Source organism: Mycobacterium sherrisii (assembly GCF_002102355.1).
In the GTDB taxonomy this organism is placed as follows: domain Bacteria; phylum Actinomycetota; class Actinomycetes; order Mycobacteriales; family Mycobacteriaceae; genus Mycobacterium; species Mycobacterium sherrisii.
The window spans coordinates 106,611-131,218 of sequence record NZ_LQPT01000040.1 but is presented as its reverse complement, the minus strand read 5'-3'; the positions used below and the strand labels follow the sequence as shown (position 1 = coordinate 131,218).

The following is a 24,608-nucleotide window of genomic DNA, read 5'->3' as shown; positions in this document are numbered from 1 at the left end:
TCGGAGTCCGTTGTGGGTTCCGGCGAGCGAAACACTGCGAATGTGTGCCGTGATTCGCGTTGTGCGACCGCGATCCCGAGCTTGTGCCGTGCCTAATCGGCACGTCGCCTGCTATTCGAACACGATGAGCGGTATGTCCATTTCGACGGGCGTGGCACCGCCGTGAAAACCGACAAGGCGGGCCGCTTCCGGGGGCTCGTGCTCGGTCGCCAGTACCGCCGTGTCGCCGGTGCAGATGACGACGATGTCACCGATTCGCGCCAGATGCCGCGGATCGACCGGCCCGAACATGCCGGTGGCGACCGCCTGTTCGCGGGTGTAGACCACGGCCCGGCCGTCGAGCACCTCGCTCCACGCCGCGCGCACATCGGCGGCGGCACCCGGTTCGGTGTGCAGGTAGCGCACCCGCGGTTCCCCCGCGACCACCCGGATTCCCGCGCTCAGCCGTGGGTCGGTGTCCAGGTCGACGCGGGCCTGCGGCGGCACGTTCAGGCCGCCGTGGTCGGCGGTGACCAGCAGTGTGGTGTTCGCGGGTAATGCGTCGACCAGGCGGGTCAGCAGCATGTCGACGCGTGCGGCCGCCTGATGCCAGTGCGGCGATCCAATGCCGAAGACGTGTGCGGCGGTGTCCAGGTCGGCGATGTAGCCGTAGACTAGCCCCGGCGCGGCGTGCAGTTCGTCGATCATCAGTTGGGCATAGTCGTCGGTCGGGCTCGCCGGGCGCACGGTGGCGCCGCGATACGCCGCGTCGGTCAGCCCGCTGCCCACAAACAGCTGCGGCAGCACCGCCCGGGTGGCCACCCCGGACCGCTCGAGCCGCTCGAACCAGGTCGGCACCGGCTGCCATTGGGCGTGCGGCGGGGCCCCGGGTGAGTCCGAGCGCCAATAGATGTGGGTCAGCACCCGATCGGTGCCCGGGACGTTGACGGTGAAGCCGAGGATGCCGTGCGCGCCCGGTGGCGTGCCGGTACCCAGCGACACCAGGCTGCTCGGCGTGGTGGACGGGAAGGTGCACTCCAGCCGGGTCAGCCGTCCGGTGCCGCCGCCCAGCACGCAGGCAAGCAGCGGCGCGCTGGGCGCTAGCTGTGGCAATAGGTGCCAGCCGAGGCCGTCGACCAGCAGCACCGCGACCCGATCCACCTGCGCGGCAACCGATTCCGTCACGCCTAACCGGTCGGCGCTGCCCGCAATCCCGAGCAGTGCGGCACTCGCGGGCAGCACATCACACAGGGAACCGGGCGCTGGACCAGACATGGGCCCAGTCTGGCAGGGCCTAGACTCGGGCCAGCCGCCGGCTGGTCACCCGCAATTGGCGGTGGGTGCTGTCGGCGAGTCTGCGTGCCTGCTCGGCGTCCAGCCGGCCGCACAACCGGTCCCAGTGCACCGCGACCTCGTCGCCGACGGCCACCCCGGGCAGCGCGCTGTGCCCGTCGGCGCAGACGTCCAAGGTGCGCACCGCCGGTTCGCCCAGCGCGAGACCGTCACCGTCGCAGACCAACCGCCGGCACCGTAGTTCGACCGTGTCGCCGGTGCGGGAAACCACGGTGCCCCAAGCTATTCGGCAATTGTCCAGCACGTCCAGCGGATGCTGATCGGCGCCCCGACCGAGAAATCGCGTCCACGGATAGACGCCGAAGACGTGGAAGCAGTGATTGCCGGCGGCCTCGCGGGCCAGGTCCGGCGTGAGGTGCGACCAGTAGTGGCCGGCCTGCGGGCCGATGATCGCCAGCAACGCGTCGAGGAACTGGGCCGGGTCCAGCGCTGCACCGATCCCGCCGCCCAGCCAGTACGATTCGACGACCCGGTAGTCCAGCGGGTCGTCGATCCCGCTCAGGCTGGCCAGCACCCGCAGGTACGGCCAGGCTCCGGAGAACTTTGCCGCCGCAGCGCGTATCTGGGCGACCGAGCCGGCGCGCAATGTCGCTCCCAGTGGTGGGCCGCAATAGCCCAGCGCGTTGGGCGCATGCGCGTAGCGGGCGAACATGTCCGCGCCGCGCCGGATTGTCGTGTCGCTCAAGTGCGCCCCACAAGTTTGACGGCGTCTCGATGCATCCGGCCGAAGTTGTAGTAGGCCGCGCATGCGCCCTCGGGGGATACCATGCAGGTGCCGATCGGGGTCTCCGGCGTGCAGGCGGTGCCGAAAACCTTGCATTCCCAAGGCTTGAGCACACCCTTGAGGACCTCGCCGCACTGACAGGCCTTCGGGTCGGCGACCCGCACGCCCGGCATCGCGAAGCGCAGCTCGGCGTCGTATTCCGCGAAATCGTCGTGCAGCCGCAGCGCGCTTTGGGAGATGAAGCCCAGGCCGCGCCATTCGAAGTGCGGCCGCAGCGCGAACACCTTGCCCATCAGGGCCAGGGCGGCGGGGTTGCCGTGCTCGGGCACCACCCGCTGGTATTGATTCTCCACCTCGCAGCGGCCGTCACGAATCTGACGGAGTAGCATCGTGACCGACGCCAGGATGTCCAGTGGCTCGAACCCGGCCACTACCAACGGCTTTCGGTATACCTCAGGAACGAACCGGTAGGGGCGATTGCCCACCACCGTCGACACGTGCCCGGGTCCGATGAAGCCCGACAGCCGCAGATCCGGTGATTCCAGGATCGCCTTGATCGGCGGGACGATCGTGACGTGGTTGCAGAACACAGTGAAGTTGGCCAGCCCCAGCTCGCGCGCCCGCACCAGCGTGACCGCAGTCGACGGGGCGGTGGTCTCGAACCCGATTGCGAAGAACACGACGTGTTTGTCCGGGTTGTCGATCGCAACCTTCAGCGCGTCCAGCGGGGAGTACACGAACCGCACATCGGCGCCGCGGGCTCTGGCGTCCAACAGACTTCCGTTCGATCCGGGCACCCGCATCATGTCGCCGAAGCAGGTGAAGGTCACGCCCGGCTGCGCGGCCAGCCACATCGCGTCGTCGATGCGGCCCATCGGGATCACGCAGACCGGGCATCCCGGGCCGTGCACCAGTTCGACGGTTTCGGGCAACAGGTGCTCGATGCCGTGCCGGTAGATGGTGTGCGTGTGCCCGCCGCACACCTCCATGAACTTGAAGTGTTCGCCGTCGGTTCCGGCCAGGTGTTCGATGGCCACGAGTAGCTTTCGCGCTGCGGCGGGATCGCGGAATTCGTCAACAAATTTCACGTCGATCCTCCTTAGCCGATCGCCGACGAGTCGAAGGCCGCCATCTCGGTGGTGTAGGCGTCGCCGAGCTTCTGGATCGCGGCCAGGGTGCGCATCGCCTCGGTCTCGTCGATCTTGGCCATCGCGAAGCCCACGTGGACTAGCACCCACTCGTCGGGGTCCGGCATGTCGTTTTGCAGCAGCCGCACGCTGATTGTCCGTTGCACGCCGCTGACGTCGACCTTCGCCAGATAGTTGGCGGGGTCGGTGATTTCGACGATTCGTCCTGGAATGCCAAGACACATGTGGGCGCACCTCCTTGCGGTCTGCGGCTTAGCAAATTCTCGGCAACGGGTCGCCGACCAGCATGTCGACGATCCGAGTGCCGCCGAAACCGGTTCGCAGCACCACGCTTTCGGCTGGTTCGGCGACGATTTCCCCTACTTCGGCGGCCTCGGCGCCCAACGGGTGCGACCGCAGCGCCCGCAACCCGGGTTCGGCCTCCTCGGCCGCGACGACGGCGACGAACTTGCCCTCGTTGGCCACGTAGAGCGGGTCGATACCGAGCAGCTCGCACGCGCCGGTCACGGTGGGCTGTACGGGAAGCCGTCGCTCGTCGAGCAGCACTCCGAAGCCGCACGCCTGGGCCAGCTCGTTGCACACGGTGCCGACCCCGCCGCGGGTGGCGTCGCGCATCCAACGGGTTGACGGGGCCGCGGCCATCAGCAATTCCACCAGCGGGCCCAGCGAGGCGGTGTCGGAGCGGATGTCGGCGTCGATGGCCAGATCGCCGCGGGCCAGCATGACCGCCATGCCGTGGTCGCCCATAGTCCCGGAGAGCAGCAGTTTGTCGCCGACGCGAACCGAATCGGCCGACAGCGTCCGCCCGGACGGAATCACGCCGGCTCCGGTGGTGGTGACGAACAGGCCGTCGGCGGCGCCTGCCGGGACCACCTTGGTGTCGCCGGTGACGATCTGCACGCCGCAATTGGCCGCCGCCGTCGCCATATCGGCGACGATCTCTTTCAACTCGGCGATGGGGAAGCCCTCTTCGAGCACGAATGCCGCCGAGATCCAGGCGGGCACCGCGCCGGTCATCGCCAGGTCGTTGCAGGTGCCGTGCACGGCGAGGGCACCCACGGAGCCGCCGGGAAAGCGCCTGGGCTGCACGACAAACGAATCCGTGGACATGGCCAGTCGCTGCCCGCCGGGCAAGGTGAGCACCGCGCCGTCACCCAGTGACTCCAGCGCCGGATTGCGGAACGCTTGCACAAACACGGCGTCCAGCAATGCCGCCGACGCTTTGCCGCCGGCGCCGTGCGCTAGCGTCACGTGATCGTCGAGCAACCGCGGCCGGCGCCGCCGGAATGACTCGATCCGCTCGATAACCTCGCCTTCGGCGAAGCGCGGTCCCGATGCCAGGTACTTGTTCATGCGGCCCCCACACCGTGGTTGTCGAGTCGTTTGTGGACGGTCAGCCACAGCTGGTAACCGAGCAGCGCTTGCGATTCCTGGATCCGGTGCACACTTTGCGAATGAACGATGAAGCCGGCGTTCACGTTCGGGTTGTCCACGAAGGCGCCGCCGTCATAGCCGGCGAAACCGATTGTGTAGAGGCCACGTTGGTGCGCCTCGGCCAGCGCGGTGAGCAGGTTCGGCGAGTTGCCGCTGGTGGATATCGCGATCGCGACGTCGCCGGCTTTCGCGCGGGCGATCAGCTGGCGGGCGAACACCAGCTCGAATCCGACGTCGTTGCCCAGAGCGGTCATGATGGCCTGGTCGGCGGTCAGCGACCAGGCCGGCAGCGATCCGCCGGTCGGCGGCCTGGCGAACAAGCTCGCGAGGGTGGTGGCATCCGTACAGCTGCCGCCGTTTCCGAAGGTGAACATCCGGCCGCCGGCGGCGAAGCGGCGCGCCGTCTCGGCGCCCGCCAGCTCCAGCAGTTCCGCATTGGCCTGCAGGGTTGAGCGCCGCAACGCCAGGCTCTCGGCCGCCTTGGCCTGTGCTGATGCGGCCAGGTCGGCGAGCAGCGAGGGTGGGTCGCTCTCTTCGGCGTCGATGAAGGGGTAGAGGAAGTTGGTGGGTTCGTCGCTCATCAAAGACCCTCCTGGATCTTGCTGATTGCCGTGCCTGCGTGCACCAGCACCAGGTCGCCGGCGGCGACCGGCTCGACCAGCGTCGTGATCACGTTCTGCACCCCGCGGGCCGTGCGGACCGCGGCCTGCCCGCCGGTCGAGGGGCCCACGACCTCGCCCAGCCGGCCTTCGTCGCTGCAGGTGAGGCAAATGTCTTCGGCGCATTCGGGTTTGAGCAGCCCGGAGTGCTCGAAACAGACATGGGTGAGCTCCCACAGCAGGTGGTAAAACAGCACGAATCCGCCGGTTGCCGGCACCCGCGGATCGGGATCGTCGAGCCAGAGCACGTGATCGGCGGCACCGGCCGGCGGCCGGGCGCCGCTGCCGATCCAGATCGTGGTGGCTCCCCATGCCGGGGCTCGGCGCAGCACCGAACGTGCCTGCGCGTCGTCGGCGCCGGCAACGGCGATCACGACGTCGCCGGGCTGCACCGACACTCGCGCCAGGTCCACCAGATCCGGTCCGGTGAGCGCGACCGCCGGTAACGCCCGTTTGCCCATGATCACCGGATGGACGAATTCGACCGCGATGTGCAGGGCATGCGGTTCCCAGGACGGGGCGATCGACCACATGGTGGCGCCCGCGGCGAATCGCTTCGCCACGGTGAAGGCCGTGGCGGCCAGGTCGTCGGTTAGTTCGGCGGCCAGCCCGGCGCTCAGTCCGCGGTCGATCGCGGCGATGGGTGTCATGTCTTTGCCTCCTCGAGCGCGGTCAGCATCGAGATCACTGCCTGTCCCAACGCCAGTCCGCCGTCGTTAGGTGGCACCAAGTGGTGGCTCAGCACCTCAAAGCCGTTGTTTTGCAACAATTCCCGACATAGGCGTAGCAGCAGTACGTTCTGGAACACGCCGCCAGTAAGGCCGACCAGTCGGGTGGGCCCGGCCACCAGCGAGACTGCCTTGGCGACCGCGGCCGCGATCGCCCGGTGAAACGCGGCGGCCAGCCGCGCGGGTGGGGTACCGGCGTACAGCGCCGAGACCATCGTTTGGATCAGGGTGGTTGGGTCGATCACCCCGTTGGGACGGACCGGCAGCGGTAGCGAGGGAACGGGGCCGTCGGCGCGTTCGGCGAGTGCCTCGAGTTCGATCGCGGCCTGGCCTTCGTAGTCGACGCGGTGTCGCACCCCGAGTAGCGACGCGACCGCGTCGAACAGCCGCCCCACGCTGGAACACGGGACACATCCCGCACCGGTTTCCAATTGCGAGCGGACCAGCCGTAGTTCGTCCGGGGTGGCTGCGGCGACCGGTGCGAGGTCGCCGCCGAAGTCGATGCCGGCGATCCATAACTGGGACAGTGCCGCCCGCCATGGATTGCGGATCGCCGAGTCGCCGCCGGGCAGTGGCGCCGGACGCAGGTGGGCCGCCCGCGCGAAGCGGTGGCTGTCCGGCCCGAGGGTGAGAATCTCCCCGCCCCAGATGGTGTGATCGGGACCGTAGCCGGTGCCGTCGAAGGCCACGCCCACGACAGGTTCGCCGATGCGCCCGTGTTCGGCCAACAGCGACACGACGTGCGCGTGGTGGTGTTGGATCAGATCCAGTGGCCTGCCGCCGCCGTGGCGCTCGGCCCAATTGCGGGTGTGATACCCCGGATGCAGGTCGGCCGCGAATCGTGTTGGGGTGCCTCGGATCTCGCTGAGTTGACCAACCGCCCGCTCGAATGCACGCAGGGTCTCCCAGGTAGCCATGTCCCCGATATGACCGGACAGGTAGGCGAGCGCACCGTCGGTGAGACAGAAGGTGTTCTTCAGTTCCCCGCCCACCGCCAGGACGCTGGGGGCCCGTCGCGCGTCGATGCGCCCATCGAGGTTCAGGTCGATCGGCAGCGGTGCGTAGCCGCGGGACCGGCGCAGCGGGAGTTCGCTGCCTTCGGCGTCGTCCCTTACGACGCGCACCACGGAGTCGTCACAGGGCACGTGAATGGGCCGATCGTGGTCGAGGATCGCATCGCAGAGTTCCGGCAGCCTGGCCTCGACGTCGTCGTCGGTGAAGCAAATCGGTTCGTCGCTGCGGTTGGCGCTGGTGAGTACCAACGCTTCCGGTGCCGCTTCGGCGCCGGGGCCTCCCGGAACTTCCGTCAATAGGAGGTGGTGGAGGGGGGAGTACGGCAGCATCAAGCCGAGCAGCGGGTGGCCCGGTGCAACGGCTTCGGCGACGGGTGCGTCCCGGCGGCGCCGCAACAACACTATCGGGCGAGCGGGGCTCGTCAGTACCGTCGCCCCGGTTGCGTCGAGGTGGGCGTAGCGGCGCGCCACATCGAGGTCGCGGACCAGCATGGCGAACGGCTTGGCGCCGCGCGTCTTTCGGGCGCGCAACGTGTCGACGGCTGTCTCGTCCTGCACGGCGCACGCCAGGTGGTAGCCGCCGATTCCCTTGATGGCGACCACCGCTCCGGTCGCCAATGCCCGTTGTGCGGCCGCCACTGCCGGATCGGAGCCGGCGACCCGCCGTGTCCCGGCCGAGAACCACAGCGCGGGACCGCATTCGGGGCAGGCGATGGGTTGGGCGTGGAATCGGCGGTCCGCGGGATCGTGGTATTCGGCGGCGCACCGGTCACACATCGGGAATCCAGCCATCGTGGTGGCCGGGCGGTCGTAGGGTAGCTCGCGGATGATGGTGAACCGGGGTCCGCAGTTGGTGCAGGTGACGAACGGGTGCCGATAGCGGCGGTTACCCGGGTCGAACAGCTCGGCGACACACTCGTCGCACACCGCGATGTCGGGGGAGATGGGCGTCTTACCAATGCCGGTCGGCGCGCTGGCCACGATCCGAAATTGGCCGCCGCATGCCGGGTCGGTCATCAGGTCGGTCGACGTGACCGCGGTGAGGCGGGCCAGCGGCGGCGCATCGGCGGCGAGCCGGCGCACGAATTCCGCCACCTGGGGCCGTTCGCCCTGTATTTCGATGAACACTGCGCCGCAATCGTTTCCGACGAAACCGGCCAGGCCCAGCTCGTTGGCAAGCCGGTGCACGAACGGGCGGAAGCCCACCCCCTGGACAACACCGGTGACGGTGAGGCGCTGCCGCACGTGGTCCGTGGCGAGGTCGGGCCGTAGCAGCAGGGGTGCGCCGGTCATCTCAGCCGCCGGCCGAGGGTGCGATTCCCCGACCCATCAACTCGAGACCCTCCATCGCCTGGTCGGCACCGGCGCGATCGGTCTTTTCGACCACGAAGCCCAGGTGGATGATCACCCAGTCGCCGGGCGCGAACGTCTCCTCCGGCAGCATGCCGACATTGACCTTGCGCTGCTCGCCCGCGACGTCGACCAACGCGAGCTGGCCTTCGTAGCCGTCCAGCAACTCGATCACCTGCCCCGGAATTCCCAGGCACATGTCAACACCCCTCGACGCTCGGGTTGGTAGACCGCAACGCGGCGACGATCTCCTCGACGGCCTGCGCGGCCCGTGGCACAGCCATGGCGACGGGGTCGGTGAGGCCGATGCCCTCCTCGACGCTGCTCGCCTCGCACCCCACGACCACGGTGTAGGGCGGTGTGCCCCCCAGCGCCCGCAGATTGGCGAACACCGCGGCGGGATTCATGCTGTGTCCATCGAGACCGTTTGCCGCGCAACGGGAATCGTCGTGGTCAGCCTGGAACACGTGTAAGGTGCCCGGGTTGCCACGATTGGGCACCGCGTCGACGAGCACCAAGCCGTCCCAGTCGTCGAGCAGGTCGTAGGCCAGGTGCATGCCGGAGACGCCGTAGTCGGTGACGCGGACACTGGGATCGTTGCGCGGCAACGCGGCGTTGCGGACCACTTCGGAGCCGAACCCGTCGTCGCCCAGAAAGATGTTGCCGATGCCAGCCACCAGGATTCGCGCTGTCATGACCGTCCCCGATGCGGCTACATGCGCCTCAATTTCAGATAGCGGCGGGCATCTGGCAGCGATACCACACCCAGCGCCAACGCGATCCCGACCGCCAGGGCGATCAGGGCGACGAATACCCAACCTACGATTTCCATGTCGAACTCCTTTCCGGGGCTGTGATGTCGTGCGCTGCTGCCAGCGGCTCGATCTCGTCGGGAGAGAAGTACAAATAGCGGCCGTACCAGTCGTGCAGGTCGGCGGCGGGGTCGTCGTCGACCACAACCCCGATGTGTTTGTTGCCCTCGACGTCCTCGTGCACCGACGTGACGCGTGCGGTCCGGCCGGCGACGAAGATGTCCTGCGCGTCAGCGTTGCGGCGTGGCCGCAGCCGGACCAGGCTGCCCCGGGCCACCTGGGTCCCGTGCACCAGGACGGCGTCCAGCTCGGGTCGAACGGCGTTGTCGGCGAGCGGATCCCACCAATCGATGCCGTCGGGCACCGCGGGAATCAGGCCTGCGGACGGGTCGACGCGGTGCGGGTCGCGCAGCACGCCGTGCAGGCGTGCCATCGCCTCGGCTGACATCGCGTCGCACTGGTCGATGATCCGGGCGGCCCGTGGGTCGGTGGCCCGCGCCTGCGCCTTCTCGTCGTCGGTCATCGTCAGCACGCGCAGGGTCAGGATTTCGTCGATCTCGGTGCAGTCGTAGAGCGCGGTGTTGCTTTGCTCGGCGACTTCGGGGTGGTCGTACAGAATGATCGGCGAGATCAGCAGCGTGTCCTGGCTGTCGGGCGGGCCGGCCAGGACCGGGAAGCAGCGGTGTTGGCGGCATCGGGACACCGCGTCGGCGGCCGCTGCCGGCGGCTCGAGCATCGAGACGAACCGGCCCCCTGTAACCACGGCGATCAGGTGGGTGCCGATCATCGACCGGGCGATCGCGTCGTCCTTGTCGAGTGCTGCGGCGCCGGAGTTGGTCAACCGCGCCGACATCCTGCGCACGGCGCCGTCGGCTTCGCTGGAGAGGGTGAGCTCGCCGCGAATCTGTTTGCGTTCGCGCACCAGGCGGCCACCGCCGAGCACTTCGATGTCGACCGCCGCGCCCGCCACGACTGGCGCTGTGCACGGCAGATCACCTAATGCGATGGGCCCGAACGAGCTCTCGCATTCGACGGCCTCATCCCAGGTCAGCCAGGACCCGGCCGGCGTTGTCAATTGCCCGACGGGTGTGAACCGCCCGTCGGCTTCCTCGCGCTCGGCCCGCCGGTGTTGCAACTGTAAAAAACGCACCACCACGGTGATCGCCTCGGCGTCCTCGACCAGGAACTGCGCCGCCAGGGCGTCGTCTTCGCCAAGGCCTGCCTCGCCCGCATCGGGTGGCCCTAAAACGCCGAATTGCCAACGTGATTGATTCTTGGCGGAGGTACCACGGTACGGGTACAGCAGGTAGCCCTCGTAGAGCACCGCGTCGGCGACGGCGCGGGCCCGGTCCCAGGTCGGCGTGGTCATACCGCGGTCCGTTCGAAGTCCAACAGCGAGGTCACCGCGCCGTCCAGGTCGAGCAAGCCTTGTGCGGACTTGTAGGCGATCAGTGCGGCGATGGTCTCGTGACCCAACCGCACCCAGCCCGAGTTGGGGAAGTGCTGTGCCATCAGCGCGCGCCAGACGTCGACCGGCATGTCGTAGCGGCACTCGCGGTCCCACGGCACCTGCCGGACCGAGAAGCCACGCCCTGACCTGACGAATACGGTTCCGCTGAACAGGAATTGCAGCGGTATCGCGCCGTCGCGCAGCGCGTGCAGATACTTCGCGGCCGCGACTTCGAAGTCATAGGTGCATTCCAGCGCCAGGTCCACCGTGCTGTGGCCGGTGAACCCGGGCACCATAGCGGCGCAGTGCTGCCAAAGGAAGCCGTGCTGGGTGCTCGTCCAGCGCTCACGCGGGCCGAACAGGTCGGTCAGCCCGGCCGCTTCCCCGTCGGTGTACGGCCGGCGCGCCGGCTCGATGCGCACCTGGCAGCGCAGCGCGATGGCGTGCACCGGATCGTCGCCGTCGGCGGTCACGCCGACGCGGGCGGTGAGCACCGGGGTGACGGCATAGGGTTCGGGTGCGACGTCGAGCACCGCGAAGTTCACCTCGGTCATGGTGGTGTCCCGGGTGTTTGCGAGGCGCGGGCGTCGATCGTGGCGAAGAAGCCGTCGATGAAGTCGCGCGCCTGTTGGCCGCCGTCGAACCCGCGCCACAGCAGCCGCAATCGACCGACGAACTCATAGCAGGCGTCGATGGGGACGAGATACGTGTGCGGAGAACCTGATTCGGGTGCCCGCACCAGCAGGGCTTCGACGTCGTCGGTCAGCAGGTGCACCCGGGCGTCGGCGTTGCTGAGGGCGTTCCAGGCGGCGAGGTCCAATTCGGACTCGCACGCCCCGGCCGGGCCGGGGTAGAACGCGACGGTGCGCCGCAGCGCGGAGTTCCTGAAAAAGAATGCCACCCCGACCGGGATCTGCAAGGCGTCCCAGGTCTGCCGGTCCAGCGCGAAGTCCGGGAAGGCCAGATACCGGTCCGGCACCGCGCGATAACGCAGTTCGGCATCGACGTCGGTGAACAGCAGATAGCAGGCTCGGCACACGCACAACAGTTGGCGGCCGGCGACATTCACCACATGCTGATGCTCGTCCGCGATCAGCTCGGAGCACATTTCGCAGCGCTCGCCGGCCGGCTCGGGAACCGACCGCACCGCGGTGATGCGGGCCAAAACGTCGTAGGGACTGGTCATCTGCCCGCCCCCAGCGGCTCGGGCAGCGCGACCGAGGGCACCCCGTCGCGCAGCAGCAGGGGGAGCGGGTCGAGGTGGGAACCGTTGGGCCCCGCACCCGCGTGCGCCACGTCGAACTGCGTGCCGCAGCGCGGGCAGCCCAGCATCGTTTCGCGTAGCTGTGCCCCTGCCAGGGAGTCGTCGCACACCGGGCAGTAGTCACGGTAGGCCAGGGGCAGGTCACCGAGCCTGCACACCAGTAGCGTGCTGCCCGCAACAAGGAACCCGGCCACGTCGCCCGGTTCGAGCCCGGCGACCTCGGGCACCGGATGCCAGCTCGTGGCGGTGGAATGGCGGTGGCCGTTGGAGCGTAGTGGGGCCAACAGCGTGTCGGCGGGGATAACGGCGGGGCGGGCCGCGGCTTCGGCGCCCACCACCTCGATCGTGGCAATGCCCGGCGCCGCGGCACGGATCGCGTCCTCGACGGCGAGCTCCAGCGTGGCCGCCGACGACGGGCAACTCTTGCAGCTTCCCCGAAACGCCAGCCGCACAACGCCGTCCGCGGTGACGTCGATCAACTCGACGTCACCGCCGTGCGAACCGAGGTAGGGGCGGACCCGGTCCAGGGCGTCCGACACCCGGCGGTCGACATTGTGCGGATGCAGGTCGTGGATAAGGAGCAGGCTGGCCACCAGGTCGTCGGTGGCCAGCCGCTCGGCTAGCTGCGGGCCGCCCAGCCGCAGGATCCGTTCCAGCCCGGCGCCGTAGAGCGCGACCACCTCACGAACCAGCTGTCGCGCACGTTCGTGCGCGCCCGTTCCGGCCGCGGCGCACGAATCCAGGAGTGTCTGGATTCGATCGCCCGCCGTGCGCCACTGTGTTTCGCTGTCCGGGACCCCCGGGCGATCCACCTTCACTCACTCCTCGGCAGGTGACTGGGTCGGCGTGTGCAGTCTGTCCAGGGTTCTGCCCTTCCCCAGATACATGTGCACACCGCACGGCAGGCAGGGGTCGAAGCTACGCACCGTGCGCATGATGTCGATGCCCTTGAAGTTCTCCCGGCCGTTCTCCTCGAAGATCGGCTGTCCCTGCACCGCGTCCTCGTAGGGGCCCGGCGTGCCAAAGCTGTCGCGCGGGTTGGCATTCCACGGCGTGGGCGGGTAGGGGTGATAGTTCGCGATCTTGCCGTCCCGGATCACCAGGTGGTGGCTCAGCACGCCGCGCACCGCCTCGGTGAAGCCGCAGCCGATCGCCTCGTCGGGCACCTCGAATTTCTCCCAGGTCTTGGTGCGTCCGGCCCGGATCTCCTCGAGCGCCTTCTCGGCGAAGTGCAGCGCACAGGCCGCGGCGTAGGCCTGGAAGTAGGTGCGCGCCCGGTCGCGTTCGATCGTGTTGCTGCCGTGCTGTGGGATCTTCCACTCCAGCTCGACCGGTCCCAACAGGGCGGTCTTGGGCAGGTTGATCTGCACGCTGCTGCCGGTCGCTTTGACGTAACCGATGTCGACCAGGCCAGCCAGGGCGGTCGCCCACAGCCGGGCCAGCGGACCGCCGCCGGTATCCAATGCCAGATGATCTTTGCCGTCGAACCAGCGCGGCGACATCACCCAGCTGTACTTGCCGCCATCCATGTCGCGCTTCTGCGGATGGGGGTTGGTGTGCTGGTTCCACGGGTGGCGCCGGTCCACGGCGTTGCCCAGCGGATCGGTCTTGACGAACGTCTCCTGGTCGGTCCAGTCGTCGTAATACGAACTGCCCAAAAGGATTCGGATGCCGAGGTTGATGTCGACCAGCGAGTGGGTGACTAGCTTGCCGTCGACCACCACGCCCGGCGTGACGAACATTGCGTTGCCCCAGCGTTCCATGTCTCGGTACTCGAAGTTGCATACCTCGGGGTCCTGGAAGGAACCCCAGCAGCCGAGCAACGTGCGGCGCAGTCCGACGTTCTGGTAGCCGGGCAGCGCTTCGTAGAAGAAGTCGAACAGGTCGTCGTGCATGGGCACGACCTTCTTCATGAACTCCACGTAGCGCATCAGCCGGGTCAGGTAGTCGGTCATCAGCTGGATGGTCGCCACGGTGCCGACTCCGCCCGGGTACAGCGTGGAGGGGTGCACGTGGCGACCCTCCATCAGGCAGAACATTTCCCGGGTCCACCGGCTGACCTGTAACGCCTCGCGGTAGAACTCGCCGCTGAATGGGTTGAGCGAACGCATGATGTCGGCGATGGTCCGGTAGCCGTGGGCGCCGGCCTGTGGGGCCGGGGTCTTCTCGGCCAACGAGAGCACGCTGGGGTTGGTTTCGGCGACCATCTTCTCGCAGAAGTCCACTCCGACCAGGTTTTCCTGGAAGATGTTGTGGTCGAACATGTATTCCGCGGCCTCGCCGAGGTTGACGATCCACTCGCCCAGGTATGGCGGCTTGACGCCATAGGCCATGTTCTGGGCGTAGCAGGAGCAGGTGGCGTGGTTGTCGCCGCAGATGCCGCAGATCCGGCTGGTGATGAAGTGGGCGTCGCGCGGGTCCTTGCCCTTCATGAAGATCGAGTAGCCGCGGAAAATCGACGAGGTGCTGTGGCATTCGACGACTTGGCGGTTCTCGAAGTCGATCTTGGTGTAGATGCCTAGGCTGCCCACGATCCGGGTGATCGGGTCCCACGACATGTCGACGAGTTGACCCGGCTGCTGCTTGTCTTGCGTGGGCTTGGGAATGATGGTTGTCATCGCATTACTACTCTCTGCCCGACGGCATGTGGCGTGAAGATCGCTGGAAAATTTGACGCACGCGCCCGGCACCTACCAGGTGCGGCGTGCCCCGGTGGTAAGTTCAGTGCCCTTGTGGCGCCAGCGCGGTTCCTTGTCGACGGTGCGGGCCGTGATACCCCTCAAGCTGCGAATCACGGAGCCGTACAACCCGGACGCGGTGCTGGAGAGCTTGCCGCCCGGTGGCTCGTCCATGAACGGCATGAACTTGTCGGGGAATCCCGGCATTGTGCACCCGATGCAGATGCCGCCGACGTTCGGGCAACCGCCGATTCCGTTGATCCAACCTCGTTTGGGCACATTGCACTTCACCACGGGGCCCCAACAGCCAAGCTTGACAATGCATTTCGGTGACCCGTACTCGGTGGCGAAGTCGCCCTGCTCGTAATAGCCAGCCCGGTCGCAGCCTTCGTGGACGGTGTGGCCGAACAACCACTTCGGGCGCAGCGCATCGTCGAGCGGAATCATCGGCGCCTGACCTGTCGCCATGTAGAGCAGATAGGTCAGCGTTTCCGACAAGTTGTCGGGATGGATCGGGCAGCCCGGTACGCACACGATCGGGATGCCGGCCTTGCTCTGCCAGCCCCAGCCCAGATAATCGGGCACGCCCATCGCTCCGGTCGGATTGCCCGCCATGGCGTGGATCCCGCCGTAGGTTGCACAGGTGCCGACGGCGACGATTGCGGTGGCCTTGGGGGCAAGCCGGTCCAGCCACTCGCTGGTGGTCATCGGCTGGCCGGTCGCGGGGTCGTTGCCGAACCCGCACCAGTAACCCTCCTGCTTGATGTTCTCGTTCGGAATGGACCCCTCGACCACGAGGACGAATGGCTCCAGTTCGCCGCGGTCGGCCTTGAAGAACCATTGCAGGAAGTCGTCGGCGCCTCCGGTGGGGCCGCATTCGAAATCGATCAGGGGCCAATGCACGGCGACTTTGGGGAGACCGGGAAGAGCTCCGAGGGCGATCTCCTCGACACTGGGCTGGGTGGCGGCAGTCAACGCCACCGAATCGCCATCACAACTGAGGCCCGCATTGATCCAAAGGACGTGGATCAATGTTTCTTCCGCTTTGACTGCTGCTTCCGTTGGCATGCTGCAGCTTTCCGGGGCCGGGCTGGGGTCCCTCACGCTGCCGGAGTCGACCGTCGGCCCACTTGCGCAGCGTTGTTTCTGGGTTTACTCCCGCCCCTTGGAGTTGTCAACGGTCACCCCCGCCGCGATCGATCCCTGGCGCCCGTGGGCAAGGTGGGTGTCCACCTCGGCGTCCAGTTGCGGCGTGCGGTCAATCTTGTTGAGTAACACCGGATCTCCATGCTCGCCGACGTCGAATTCGGCTGGGCGGCAAGCCCTTTCAGGAGACGTCCAGCGATGTCACCAGGAACTCGTCGCCGTGCAGCACCTGCACGTCGGAGCTGTCGCACTGCGGGCACCAAATCGACCACGTCGACGTGATCTCAGATTGCCGACCGCAGGAACGGCAGCGCACCTCGGCGCCGACACACTCGAGTTCGAGCTCGGCGTCGGGCAGGCTCTGCGCGTCGCGGACCAGGGTCCAGCAAAACGACAACGACTCGGGGACCACTTGACGCAGCGCGCCGATCCGGACGCGCACCACGTCGACGTGCCGCCCGTCCGCATGGGCCTTCACCACACCGGCGATCGCCTCGCACAGCGAGAGCTCATGCATCGCCGGCCGTCGGCGTCGGGAGCGCCCCCATACCGTTGTTTCTACTCCGCGCCAGCCGCGACGAATACCCGCAGCTGGCGTAGGGACCGCTAGATCGTGCTCTCGGCGACCGGAGCCCACTTCTCTTCGATGCGGCCGTACCGCCACACCACCAGCGCCGCCACCCAGGTCAGCGCGAACAGACCGACGATGACGAAGCCGACGGCATTCAGGTCCAGGGTTTGCACCCAGTCCCAGAACGGGCCACGCCAGCCGAGTTGCTCGGCGAACAGGTCGATCAGCTCGATGCTGCCGATCAACAGGGCGACCACCACCGACAGCCCGGTGATGGTGATGTTGTAGTAGATCTTGCGCACCGGTTTGGCGAACGCCCACCCGTAGGCGAAGTTCATGAACGATCCGTCGATGGTGTCCAGCAGGCACATGCCGGCGGCGAACAGCACGGGCAAACACAAGATGGCGTACCACGGCAACCCGGCCGCCGCGCTGGTACCCGCCAATACCAGTAGTGCGATCTCGGTCGCGGTGTCGAAGCCCAGACCGAACAGCAACCCGATCGGGTACATGTGCCACGACTTGGTGATCGAACGGGTGAAGCGGCCGAAAATCCGGTTCAGGAAGCCGCGGCCGGCCAACTGCTGCTCGAGTTCGGCCTCGTCGTAATGGCCGTGCCGCAAGCGTAGAAACACCCGCAAAATCCCAGCCAGCACAACCAGGTTCAAGAGGGCGATCAGGTACAGGAACACTCCGGAGATGCCGGTGCCGATCAGGCCGGTGTAGTGGTGCAGCGCCGACGAGTCGTTCTCGACGGGCCCGACGAGGGTTTTCGCGCCGATGGCCAGCAGCATCGCCAGCGTGAACACCACGGTGGAGTGGCCCAACGAAAAGAAGAACCCGACGGCAAGGGGGCGTTGCCCGTCACCCATCAGCTTGCGGGTGGTGTTGTCGATCGCGGCGATGTGATCGGCGTCGAAGGCGTGCCGCAAACCCAGGGCATAGGCCGTCAGGCCAACGCCGATTCCGAATGCCTTGCCGCCCACGGAGAGTCGCGCCGGATCGACCAGGAACAGCAGGGTGGCCCAGCCGACGACGTGCAGCGCAACGATCGCCGTCAGCATCGCGCCCAGCCGCCCCCATTCGGTGGCGGTCAGCAAGCCATGCAACCTGGCGAACCGGGACTGCGGTGGGGCGAGCTCCGTGCTGGACATTCGGTCCTACTGTGTCGGGGTGTGTCGGGGTGTGGTGCGTCGAGCGGATGACAACGCCCACGACCTTAGGTTCGGGGGCGAGATCGATGCAAGTGAGTTGCAGGAGCTTCGGCCTAAGAAACGCCGACTACTGGCAATCCAGCGTGACCGGCGGGACACTGAACAGGTGACATCCAACTCGTCGGCACTCGATCCCGTGGTTACCGAACGTATCGGCGAATTCCTGCGCGCCCGGGGGCTGCGGCGGATGGCATCGCGGATTCAGGTGTTGGCGGTGCTCGAACCGGTCAACGGGCACCTGTCGGTCGCGGAAATTCACCAGCGGGTGCAGGAGTGCCTGCCTGCCGGCACCCAGCCACCCGACCTGGCCACCATCTACCGCACCGTGACCACCCTGGTGGAGCAGTCGGTGCTGCACGCGCTGACCCTCGAGGGCGGCACCACCACCTACGGGCTCGCGACGGCGCCGCACCACCACGCGGTGTGCACCGAGTGCGACTCGATGATCGAGGTGCCCGCCCGGCAGCTCAGCTCTGCGCTCGAACACGCGATGGCCGGCAGCGCGTTCGCCTTGTCGGAACGGGCGGGCCTGACGTTGCACGGCTTGTGCCCACAGTGCCAGGAAGTCGAGTCGGCGGGCCTGCGCTGAGCGGTCAGCGCAGCCCCAGCAGCGCGTTTTCCACCACCTCCGGCAGCGCCGGATGGATCCAGTACTGCCCGCGGGCCAGCTGCGGTGCGGTCAGTCCGAAGCTCATGGCCTGGATCAACGGCTGAATGATCGACGAGGCTTGATAGCCCATGACGTGGGCCCCCAGCAACCGCCCGGTGCCGCGCTCGGCGATGAGTTTCACGATCCCGGTGGTGTCCTCCATCGCCCAGCCGTAGGCGACGTCGCCGTAGTCCTGAATCTTGGTTGAGATCTTGAAACCCTGTGCGATGGCTTCGTTTTCGGTCAATCCGACGCAGGCGATCTGAGGATCGGTGAACACCGCGGACGGTACGTAGCGGTGGTCGGTGACGGCCATGGCCGCGGTGTCATCCCAGTCGCACAGCAGGTTGTGCTGCACCACGCGCGCCTCGTGGTTGGCGACGTGCTTGAGCTGGTAGTGCGAAGAGACATCGCCGAGGGCGAAAACCCCACGCGCCGTGGTGCGTTGGTGTTCGTCGACGACCACCAGACCGTCCTCGACCGCGACGCCGGCCTGCTCGAGGTCAAGTTGATCGGCGTTGGAGACGCGGCCGGTCGCCACCAGCATCGCGTCGGCGTGCACGGTACGCCCGTCGTCGAGGCGCACCGCGATCCCCGACTCCTCATTCTCGGCGGCCACGACGTTGCGGTGGGTGTGCAGTTCCCATTTACTCGACGCGATGCGGGTGAAGCGCTTGCACAGGACATCGTCGCAATGCCGCAACAAGGCGGAGCCCCGGACGACCAGGGTGACCCGCGAGCCGAGCGAGGAGAAGATGTGGGCGAACTCGGCCGACACAAAACCGCCCCCGACGATCACCAGATGCTCTGGCAGCTCCGCGATTCGCATGATGGTGTCGCTGGTGTAGTAGCGGGCACCGCACTCGAGGATCGCCGGCGGGATGACCGGCCGCGCGCCGGCGGCGATCACCACCTGGTCGGCCGCGAACTCCTCCCCGGCATCGGTGCGCAGCAGGTAGCGCCCGTCGTCCTGGACGGGTCCGAACCGGGTGTGTTGTTTGTACACATCGATATTGGGTGCGGAGCTGCGATAGTCCTCGCCTCCGACCGCGATCGGATCGATGCGCCCGAAGATCCGCGAGACGATGTCGTCCCAGCGCACCCGTTCGATGCTGGCGTCGATGCCGTAGCGCGCCGCGTCCCGGATCGTCTGGGCGACCTCGGCCGCGTACACGAACATCTTGGTCGGGATGCATCCGACGTTGAGGCAGGTGCCGCCGAAGGTGCCCTGCTCGCACATCGCCACCCGTTTGTCGGCGAATCGGTCATCGAGAATGCTGTTGCCCGAACCGGTTCCGATGATCGCAATGTCGTAGGTCTCCACGCCTCACCCCTTTCCGAACGACGCGGGGGCGTCGGCGCCGTGAGCACGCAGGTAGCCGTCCAGCCAGCCGTCCAATTCCCGATAGGCGGCCTCGCGCGGCCGGGCCAACGACAAGAACACGTCGTGTTTGGCGTCGGGCACCGGGATGACGGCGCTGCGGTTCCCGATGCAGCCGGCCCACCTTGCGATCTGGGTGACGTCGAGAACCGCGTCGCCGCGTTGCATGGCCGCAGCGTCCGCGCTGTCAGGCACGCTGTGGTCCGATCGCAGAATGAGGTTGGGCACCCCGACTTCGAGCCCGCGGTGTAGCCGGGTTTGACCGCGACGCACGGCGTGCAGCCAACCCACGGTGATGGGGAAGCCGCCCAACGGTTTCCACCGCAAGTTGTAGTCGAACTCACCGTCGTAGTCGCGGTGCAGGGTGGTGCCGTAACCGCCCTTGCTCGACGGACGGACCACGCTCTTGGCGCGCAGCCGCGACAGACCGGCGATCATGGCGGAGGTCATGCCCAGCCGCAGGATCGCCGGGCCGTGCAGATCCAGGAAGGGGCTATTGAGGACCAGCCCGCCGATGTTGGAGTGCGCGTTCGGGTTTCGGCGCCGTAACCGGTCGAGCCACAGCGACACGATCAGGCCACCGGCCGAGTGACCGTAGATCAGGACCTTCGCGCCGCCGGCCTGCTCGGTGATGAGGGCCACAGCGCGTTCGAGTTCGGTGTCGTAATGCGCGAGATCGGTGATGAAGTGCGGGGTCTGGCCGTCGCGGTGCGACCGGCCGCACTTTTGCAGGTCTACCGCGTAGAAGGTGAAACCGCGGTTCGCGAAGTGATCGGCCAGCGCGGTGTTGAAGAAGTAGTCGGTGTACCCGTGAACCGCGAGGACGGCGTGCCCCGGGCCGCCGGCGGTCTCAGGTTCGGGGCCCTGTCGAATCAGGGTTGCGACGATGTCGCCCTCGCCGGTCGGATCAGGTCCCAGCGCAATGGTGTACTGCCAGTAGCCAGGCAGGACATCGGGCACCCAGCGAGTCACCAGGTCAGCTTAGCGTTGGCGGATGCTTTTGCTGGTCGGGGCCGTGCAGGTCGTTTCGGAGCGGGTGCCCGGGATAACCTGAGGAACGGCAAGGATCAGGAAAGGATCAGCGCTCGGGTGTCAGACTCAACGGTGCACACCGACGTCGTGCTGGTCGGTGCCGGCATCATGAGCGCCACCCTGGCCGCGTTGCTCAGGCTGCTCGAGCCGCGGTGGTCGATCACACTGGTCGAGCGGCTCGACGCCGTCGCCGCCGAGAGCAGCAGTCCCTGGAACAACGCCGGCACCGGCCACGCCGGGCTGTGCGAGATGAACTACACCCCCGAGCGCCCCGGCTCCCGGGATTCGATCGACATCACCAAAGCGGTGTTGATCAACGAGCAATTCCAGGTGACCCGTCAGTTCTGGGCCTATGCGGTGGAGAACGGCGTCCTCACCGACCCCGGTTTCCTCAACGCCGTGCCGCACGTCAGTTTCGTGCGGGGCGCCGCCGGTGTGGACTATCTGCGACGACGCCGGCAGGCGCTGGCCCACAACCCGCTGTTCGCCGACACCGAGCTGATCGATGATGCCGACGAGTTCGCCCGGCGGCTCCCGTTCATGGCGGCCAACCGTGACTTCTCCGAGCCGATTGCGCTGAACTGGGCGCCTGACGGCACCGACGTCGACTTCGGTTCGCTGGCCAAGCAGCTCGTCGGCTTCTGTGTGCGGGGCGGGGCCACCGTGCTGTTCGGTCACGAGGTCCGTAATTTGACCCGAACGGGCGACGGCGGCTGGACCGTGCGGATCGTCAACCGGCGCAGCGGCGAAAAGCGCAGGCTGATCGCGAAGTTCGTGTTCGTCGGCGCCGGCGGTGACGCGTTGCCGCTGCTGCAGAAGTCCGGCATCAACGAGGTCAGGGGGTTCGCCGGCTTCCCGATCGGCGGACGGTTCCTACGCTCCGACAACCCGGGGCTGACGGCGAGGCACCGGGCCAAGGTGTATGGCGTGCCCGCACCCGGCGCGCCGCCGTTGGGGGCGCTGCATCTCGATCTGCGGTTCGTGAATGGCAAGTCATGGCTGGTGTTCGGGCCGTACGCGGGTTGGTCGCCGAAATTCTTGAAGTACGGCCACGCCAGCGATTTGCCCCGATCGGTGCGCGCCGACAACGTGGTGTCGATGCTGGGCGTCGGAATGACCGAGTTGGCGCTGGTCGCCTACTTGATCCGCCAGTTGCGGCTGACGGGCGCCGACCGGATGCGGGCACTGCGCGAATTCGCGCCCAGCGCCGCCGATTCGGACTGGGAACTGACGGTCGCCGGTCAGCGGGTGCAGGTGATCCGGCGGGACAAGAAAAGGGGCGGAGCGCTGGAATTCAGCACCACCGTGGTGGGCGCCGCCGACGGCAGTATCGCCGGCCTGCTCGGCGGCTCGCCGGGCGCCTCGACGGCCGTGCCGATCATGCTCGAGGTGCTGCAACGGTGTTTCGCCAACCGGTATCAAGCGTGGCTGCCCAGACTCAAAGAGATGGTTCCCTCGCTGGGGACACAGCTGTCCGAGGAGCCCCGGCTTTACGACGAGGTGCGATCGTGGAGCGCCAAGGCACTACAGTTGAACGCCTCATGACACGCAGCGTGCAGCGTAGGGGAGCACAAGGAGCGGCGCTAATGACTCGCGCCGGCGACGATGCAGAGTGCAGCGATGAGAAGGAGCGGCGCCGATGACTCGCGCCGGCGACGATGCAGAGTGCAGCGATGAGAAGGAGCGGCGCCAATGACCGAAGCCTTACGCCGCATCTGGGCCAAAGACCTTGACGCACAAACGCTTTACGAACTGCTCAAGCTGCGCGTCGAGGTGTTCGTGGTCGAACAAGCCATTCCGTACCCCGAGCTGGACGGGCGCGACCTACTCGCCGAAACTCGGCACTTCTGGCTGGAAACGCCCGACGGCGAGGTGATCTGCACGCTGCGGCTGACCGAGGAGCACGCCGGCGGCGAAAAGGTCTTCCGCGTCGGACGACTGTGCACGAAACGCGCCATGCGCGGCCGAGGCCACACCACCCGGCTGCTGCGCGCCGCGCTGGCCGAGGTCGGCGACTACCCGTGCCGCATCAACGCGCAGAGCTACCTGGCCGAGATGTACGCCCGGCACGGGTTTGTCCGCGACGGCGACGACTTCCTCGACGACGGCGTCCCGCACGTCCCGATGCTGCGGCCCGGCTCCGGCGTGGCGGCCCAGCCATGAGGCCGTACCCGTTCAGCGCGATCGTCGGCCACGACCAATTGCGGCTGGCGCTGCTGCTGTGCGCGGTGCGACCCGAGATCGGCGGCGCGCTGATCCGCGGGGAAAAGGGCACCGCCAAGTCGACGGCGGTGCGCGGTCTGGCCGCGCTGTTGTCCGCGGCGACGGGCCACGCCTACCCGGGAGGCACCGGCGGGGGGCTGGTCGAGATGCCGCTCGGTGCAACCGAGGACCGGGTGATCGGGTCGTTGGATCTGCAGAAGGTGCTGCGCGATGGCGAGCATGCGTTCTCGCCGGGGCTGCTGGCGCGGGCCCACGGTGGTGTGCTCTACGTCGACGAGGTCAACCTGCTGCACGATCATCTGGTCGACGTCCTGCTCGACGCCGCGGCGATGGGGCGGGTGCACGTCGAACGCGACGGCGTCTCCCACACGCACGAGGCCCGCTTCGTGCTGATCGGCACGATGAATCCGGAAGAAGGCGAGCTGCGTCCGCAGCTGCTCGACCGGTTCGGGCTCACGGTCGACGTGCACGCGTCTCGCGACGTCGAGGTGCGGGTGGAGGTGATCCGCCAGCGGATGGCCTACGAGGCCGACCCGGACGGATTCGCCACCCGTTATGCCGCCGACGAAGCCGAGCTGGCCCAGCGGATCGCCGCGGCCCGTGCGCTTGTCGACGATGTGATGTTGCCGGACAACGAATTACGCCGCATCGCCACGCTGTGCGCCGCGTTCGACGTCGACGGGATGCGTGCCGATCTGGTGGTGGCCCGCACCGCCACCGCGCACGCCGCATGGCGCGGGGCCAGCCGTGTCGAGGAGCAGGACATCCGGGTGGCGGCCGAATTGGCGTTGCCGCACCGCCGCCGCCGCGACCCGTTCGACGACCCGGGCATCGACCCCGGCCAGCTCGACGAGGCGCTGCGGCGGGCGGCCGAAGAGCCCGACCCCGACCCCGATCCGCCCGGCGGCGGACACTCCGCTGACAGTCATGCGGCACAACAGAATTCGGGCCGTTCGGCACCGGAGGCGCAGGTGCCGAAGGCGCGGCCCAGCGCCCCGCCGTCCAAGACGTTTCGAACCCGGGCGCTGACGGTTCCCGGCGTGGGTGAAGGAGCGCCGGGACGACGCTCGCGCGCCCGCAACCGATCCGGAAGCGTGGTGGCCGCCGCGGCGGGCACTGACGCGGAAACGCACGGATTGCATCCCTTCGCCACGCTGCTGTCGGCCGCCGAGCACGCCGGTGCCGGTCCGCTGCGCATCGGCGCCGACGACGTGCGCCGAGCGATACGTGAAGGGCGCGAAGGCAATCTGGTGATTTTCGTGGTCGACGCGTCGGGGTCGATGGCCGCCCGGGACCGGATGGCTGCGGTCGGTGGGGCCACCCTCTCGCTGCTGCGCGACGCCTATCAACGCCGGGACAAGGTCGCCGTGATCACGTTCCGGCAAGACCGGGCACGGTTGCTGCTGCCGCCGACGTCGTCGGCGCACATTGCCGGGCGCCGGCTGGCCCGGTTCGACACCGGCGGGCGCACGCCGCTGGCCGAGGGACTGCTGGCGGCGCGCGCGTTGATCGTGCGGGAGCGGGCGCGTGACCGGTCGCGTCGCCCCCTGGTGGTGGTGCTCACCGATGGCCGGGCCACGGCTGGCCCAGACCCGTTGGGTCGCAGCAGAATTGCGGCTTCCCGATTGGTCGCCGAGGGCGCGGCCGCGGTGGTCGTGGACTGCGAAACATCGCATGTCCGACTGGGTTTGGCCAGCCAGCTTGCCCGCCAGCTCGGTGCGCCGGCCGTCCGATTGGAGCAGCTGCATGCCGACCAGCTGATGCAAGCGGTACGCGCCGTCGCCTAGCCGGCGGGCAACG

The 24,608-nt window shown here is 67.7% G+C and carries 26 protein-coding genes and 1 pseudogene; 5 read left to right on the top strand and 22 right to left on the bottom strand.

The genetic code is table 11. The features are described 5' to 3' along the window. Nucleotides 1-111: 111 nt before the first annotated feature. The 20 genes from AWC25_RS07700 to nicT form a co-directional block, all read right to left on the bottom strand. Nucleotides 112-1,254, bottom strand: coding sequence for an alkaline phosphatase family protein (locus AWC25_RS07700; RefSeq protein ID WP_085166573.1), 1,143 nt, complete (start codon nucleotides 1,252-1,254; stop codon nucleotides 112-114). Between the two features lie 19 nt (nucleotides 1,255-1,273). After that, nucleotides 1,274-2,017 carry a DUF6390 family protein gene (locus AWC25_RS07695; RefSeq protein ID WP_264033826.1) on the bottom strand — a complete coding sequence of 248 codons (744 nt, stop codon included), beginning with the start codon at nucleotides 2,015-2,017 and terminating at the stop codon, nucleotides 1,274-1,276. Beyond that, nucleotides 2,014-3,144 (bottom strand): hydrogenase formation protein HypD, encoded by a 1,131-nt coding sequence (hypD, locus tag AWC25_RS07690; RefSeq protein ID WP_069398682.1) that lies wholly within the window; start codon nucleotides 3,142-3,144, stop codon nucleotides 2,014-2,016. The genes AWC25_RS07695 and hypD overlap by 4 nt, the downstream gene beginning before the upstream one ends. Before the next feature lie 11 nt (nucleotides 3,145-3,155). Next, complete coding sequence (locus AWC25_RS07685; protein WP_069398683.1) at nucleotides 3,156-3,428, bottom strand: HypC/HybG/HupF family hydrogenase formation chaperone; 273 nt, start codon at nucleotides 3,426-3,428, stop codon at nucleotides 3,156-3,158. Nucleotides 3,429-3,456: 28 nt separating this feature from the next. Beyond that, the gene (gene hypE, locus AWC25_RS07680) at nucleotides 3,457-4,557 is read right to left on the bottom strand and encodes a hydrogenase expression/formation protein HypE (RefSeq protein ID WP_085166571.1); all 1,101 of its coding nucleotides are present in this window, start codon (nucleotides 4,555-4,557) and stop codon (nucleotides 3,457-3,459) included. After that, nucleotides 4,554-5,219, bottom strand: a complete 666-nt coding sequence (locus tag AWC25_RS07675) for a D-sedoheptulose-7-phosphate isomerase (protein ID WP_069398684.1) — start codon at nucleotides 5,217-5,219, stop codon at nucleotides 4,554-4,556. Before AWC25_RS07675 ends, hypE begins: the two co-directional genes overlap by 4 nt. Further along, entirely contained in the window at nucleotides 5,219-5,947 is a 729-nt protein-coding gene (locus tag AWC25_RS07670) for a HypC/HybG/HupF family hydrogenase formation chaperone (RefSeq protein WP_069398685.1), read from the bottom strand. The genes AWC25_RS07675 and AWC25_RS07670 overlap by 1 nt, the downstream gene beginning before the upstream one ends. After that, on the bottom strand, nucleotides 5,944-8,331 hold the full coding sequence (hypF, locus tag AWC25_RS07665) for a carbamoyltransferase HypF (protein WP_069398686.1): 2,388 nt from the start codon (nucleotides 8,329-8,331) through the stop codon (nucleotides 5,944-5,946). Before hypF ends, AWC25_RS07670 begins: the two co-directional genes overlap by 4 nt. Nucleotide 8,332: 1 nt before the next feature. After that, on the bottom strand, nucleotides 8,333-8,587 hold the full coding sequence (locus tag AWC25_RS07660) for a HypC/HybG/HupF family hydrogenase formation chaperone (protein ID WP_061558962.1): 255 nt from the start codon (nucleotides 8,585-8,587) through the stop codon (nucleotides 8,333-8,335). A 1-nt stretch (nucleotide 8,588) separates the two neighbouring features. Beyond that, complete coding sequence (locus AWC25_RS07655) at nucleotides 8,589-9,083, bottom strand: hydrogenase maturation protease (RefSeq protein ID WP_069398687.1); 495 nt, start codon at nucleotides 9,081-9,083, stop codon at nucleotides 8,589-8,591. 17 nt (nucleotides 9,084-9,100) lie between these two features. Beyond that, the gene (locus AWC25_RS27820; RefSeq protein WP_372513418.1) at nucleotides 9,101-9,220 is read right to left on the bottom strand and encodes a DUF6893 family small protein; all 120 of its coding nucleotides are present in this window, start codon (nucleotides 9,218-9,220) and stop codon (nucleotides 9,101-9,103) included. Beyond that, nucleotides 9,208-10,569 carry a hypothetical protein gene (locus AWC25_RS07650; RefSeq protein WP_085166570.1) on the bottom strand — a complete coding sequence of 454 codons (1,362 nt, stop codon included), beginning with the start codon at nucleotides 10,567-10,569 and terminating at the stop codon, nucleotides 9,208-9,210. The genes AWC25_RS27820 and AWC25_RS07650 overlap by 13 nt, the downstream gene beginning before the upstream one ends. Then, nucleotides 10,566-11,204 carry a DUF6084 family protein gene (locus tag AWC25_RS07645; protein WP_069398689.1) on the bottom strand — a complete coding sequence of 213 codons (639 nt, stop codon included), beginning with the start codon at nucleotides 11,202-11,204 and terminating at the stop codon, nucleotides 10,566-10,568. The genes AWC25_RS07650 and AWC25_RS07645 overlap by 4 nt, the downstream gene beginning before the upstream one ends. Next, complete coding sequence (locus tag AWC25_RS07640; RefSeq protein ID WP_085166569.1) at nucleotides 11,201-11,836, bottom strand: DUF5947 family protein; 636 nt, start codon at nucleotides 11,834-11,836, stop codon at nucleotides 11,201-11,203. The genes AWC25_RS07645 and AWC25_RS07640 overlap by 4 nt, the downstream gene beginning before the upstream one ends. Next, complete coding sequence (locus tag AWC25_RS07635) at nucleotides 11,833-12,732, bottom strand: NifU family protein (RefSeq protein ID WP_069398691.1); 900 nt, start codon at nucleotides 12,730-12,732, stop codon at nucleotides 11,833-11,835. Before AWC25_RS07635 ends, AWC25_RS07640 begins: the two co-directional genes overlap by 4 nt. Continuing rightward, entirely contained in the window at nucleotides 12,733-14,532 is a 1,800-nt protein-coding gene (locus AWC25_RS07630; RefSeq protein ID WP_069398692.1) for a nickel-dependent hydrogenase large subunit, read from the bottom strand. Between the two features lie 72 nt (nucleotides 14,533-14,604). After that, complete coding sequence (locus AWC25_RS07625) at nucleotides 14,605-15,660, bottom strand: NADH-quinone oxidoreductase subunit B family protein (RefSeq protein ID WP_085166568.1); 1,056 nt, start codon at nucleotides 15,658-15,660, stop codon at nucleotides 14,605-14,607. Between the two features lie 84 nt (nucleotides 15,661-15,744). After that, nucleotides 15,745-15,870 carry a hypothetical protein gene (locus tag AWC25_RS27655; protein WP_254902393.1) on the bottom strand — a complete coding sequence of 42 codons (126 nt, stop codon included), beginning with the start codon at nucleotides 15,868-15,870 and terminating at the stop codon, nucleotides 15,745-15,747. Nucleotides 15,871-15,919: 49 nt separating this feature from the next. Continuing rightward, nucleotides 15,920-16,255 (bottom strand): hydrogenase maturation nickel metallochaperone HypA, encoded by a 336-nt coding sequence (locus AWC25_RS07620; RefSeq protein WP_061558970.1) that lies wholly within the window; start codon nucleotides 16,253-16,255, stop codon nucleotides 15,920-15,922. An 89-nt stretch (nucleotides 16,256-16,344) separates the two neighbouring features. Beyond that, the gene (gene nicT / locus AWC25_RS07615) at nucleotides 16,345-17,463 is read right to left on the bottom strand and encodes a Nickel transporter NicT (RefSeq protein WP_069398693.1); all 1,119 of its coding nucleotides are present in this window, start codon (nucleotides 17,461-17,463) and stop codon (nucleotides 16,345-16,347) included. Between the two features lie 166 nt (nucleotides 17,464-17,629). Here nicT and AWC25_RS07610 point away from each other — a divergent pair, with 166 nt between their 5' ends. Further along, nucleotides 17,630-18,112, top strand: a complete 483-nt coding sequence (locus tag AWC25_RS07610; protein WP_069398694.1) for a Fur family transcriptional regulator — start codon at nucleotides 17,630-17,632, stop codon at nucleotides 18,110-18,112. A gap of 4 nt (nucleotides 18,113-18,116) precedes the next feature. On the opposite strand, the gene mtr is transcribed toward AWC25_RS07610, so the two are convergent. Further along, nucleotides 18,117-19,496, bottom strand: a complete 1,380-nt coding sequence (gene mtr, locus AWC25_RS07605; protein ID WP_069398695.1) for a mycothione reductase — start codon at nucleotides 19,494-19,496, stop codon at nucleotides 18,117-18,119. A 3-nt stretch (nucleotides 19,497-19,499) separates the two neighbouring features. Beyond that, on the bottom strand, nucleotides 19,500-20,525 hold the full coding sequence (locus AWC25_RS27120; protein WP_244899469.1) for an alpha/beta hydrolase: 1,026 nt from the start codon (nucleotides 20,523-20,525) through the stop codon (nucleotides 19,500-19,502). A gap of 117 nt (nucleotides 20,526-20,642) precedes the next feature. Between AWC25_RS27120 and mqo the strand changes: the two genes are divergently transcribed. The 4 genes and pseudogenes from mqo (at nucleotide 20,643) to AWC25_RS07585 (ending at nucleotide 24,595) form a co-directional block, all read left to right on the top strand. Beyond that, nucleotides 20,643-22,130 carry a malate dehydrogenase (quinone) gene (gene mqo, locus AWC25_RS07595; protein ID WP_211281028.1) on the top strand — a complete coding sequence of 496 codons (1,488 nt, stop codon included), beginning with the start codon at nucleotides 20,643-20,645 and terminating at the stop codon, nucleotides 22,128-22,130. A gap of 60 nt (nucleotides 22,131-22,190) precedes the next feature. Next, nucleotides 22,191-22,264 (top strand): annotated as a pseudogene (locus AWC25_RS27815) (hypothetical protein); the annotation flags it as partial. A 13-nt stretch (nucleotides 22,265-22,277) separates the two neighbouring features. Beyond that, on the top strand, nucleotides 22,278-22,748 hold the full coding sequence (locus AWC25_RS07590; protein WP_069398697.1) for a GNAT family N-acetyltransferase: 471 nt from the start codon (nucleotides 22,278-22,280) through the stop codon (nucleotides 22,746-22,748). Then, entirely contained in the window at nucleotides 22,745-24,595 is a 1,851-nt protein-coding gene (locus tag AWC25_RS07585; RefSeq protein WP_069398698.1) for a magnesium chelatase subunit D family protein, read from the top strand. The genes AWC25_RS07590 and AWC25_RS07585 overlap by 4 nt, the downstream gene beginning before the upstream one ends. Nucleotides 24,596-24,608 lie beyond the last annotated feature (13 nt).

Bases quoted from the DNA above. Each gene is read 5' to 3' on its own strand.
- AWC25_RS07700 (WP_085166573.1), bottom strand. From the start codon at position 1,254: ATGTCTGGTCCAGCGCCCGGTTCCCTGTGTGATGTGCTGCCCGCGAGT.
- AWC25_RS07685 (WP_069398683.1), bottom strand. From the start codon at position 3,428: ATGTGTCTTGGCATTCCAGGACGAATCGTCGAAATCACCGACCCCGCC.
- hypE (WP_085166571.1), bottom strand. From the start codon at position 4,557: ATGAACAAGTACCTGGCATCGGGACCGCGCTTCGCCGAAGGCGAGGTT.
- AWC25_RS07675 (WP_069398684.1), bottom strand. From the start codon at position 5,219: ATGAGCGACGAACCCACCAACTTCCTCTACCCCTTCATCGACGCCGAA.
- AWC25_RS07670 (WP_069398685.1), bottom strand. From the start codon at position 5,947: ATGACACCCATCGCCGCGATCGACCGCGGACTGAGCGCCGGGCTGGCC.
- hypF (WP_069398686.1), bottom strand. From the start codon at position 8,331: ATGACCGGCGCACCCCTGCTGCTACGGCCCGACCTCGCCACGGACCAC.
- AWC25_RS07660 (WP_061558962.1), bottom strand. From the start codon at position 8,587: ATGTGCCTGGGAATTCCGGGGCAGGTGATCGAGTTGCTGGACGGCTAC.
- AWC25_RS07655 (WP_069398687.1), bottom strand. From the start codon at position 9,083: ATGACAGCGCGAATCCTGGTGGCTGGCATCGGCAACATCTTTCTGGGC.
- AWC25_RS27820 (WP_372513418.1), bottom strand. From the start codon at position 9,220: ATGGAAATCGTAGGTTGGGTATTCGTCGCCCTGATCGCCCTGGCGGTC.
- AWC25_RS07650 (WP_085166570.1), bottom strand. From the start codon at position 10,569: ATGACCACGCCGACCTGGGACCGGGCCCGCGCCGTCGCCGACGCGGTG.
- AWC25_RS07645 (WP_069398689.1), bottom strand. From the start codon at position 11,204: ATGACCGAGGTGAACTTCGCGGTGCTCGACGTCGCACCCGAACCCTAT.
- AWC25_RS07640 (WP_085166569.1), bottom strand. From the start codon at position 11,836: ATGACCAGTCCCTACGACGTTTTGGCCCGCATCACCGCGGTGCGGTCG.
- AWC25_RS07630 (WP_069398692.1), bottom strand. From the start codon at position 14,532: ATGACAACCATCATTCCCAAGCCCACGCAAGACAAGCAGCAGCCGGGT.
- AWC25_RS07625 (WP_085166568.1), bottom strand. From the start codon at position 15,660: ATGCCAACGGAAGCAGCAGTCAAAGCGGAAGAAACATTGATCCACGTC.
- AWC25_RS07620 (WP_061558970.1), bottom strand. From the start codon at position 16,255: ATGCATGAGCTCTCGCTGTGCGAGGCGATCGCCGGTGTGGTGAAGGCC.
- nicT (WP_069398693.1), bottom strand. From the start codon at position 17,463: ATGTCCAGCACGGAGCTCGCCCCACCGCAGTCCCGGTTCGCCAGGTTG.
- AWC25_RS07590 (WP_069398697.1), top strand. From the start codon at position 22,278: ATGACCGAAGCCTTACGCCGCATCTGGGCCAAAGACCTTGACGCACAA.
- AWC25_RS07585 (WP_069398698.1), top strand. From the start codon at position 22,745: ATGAGGCCGTACCCGTTCAGCGCGATCGTCGGCCACGACCAATTGCGG.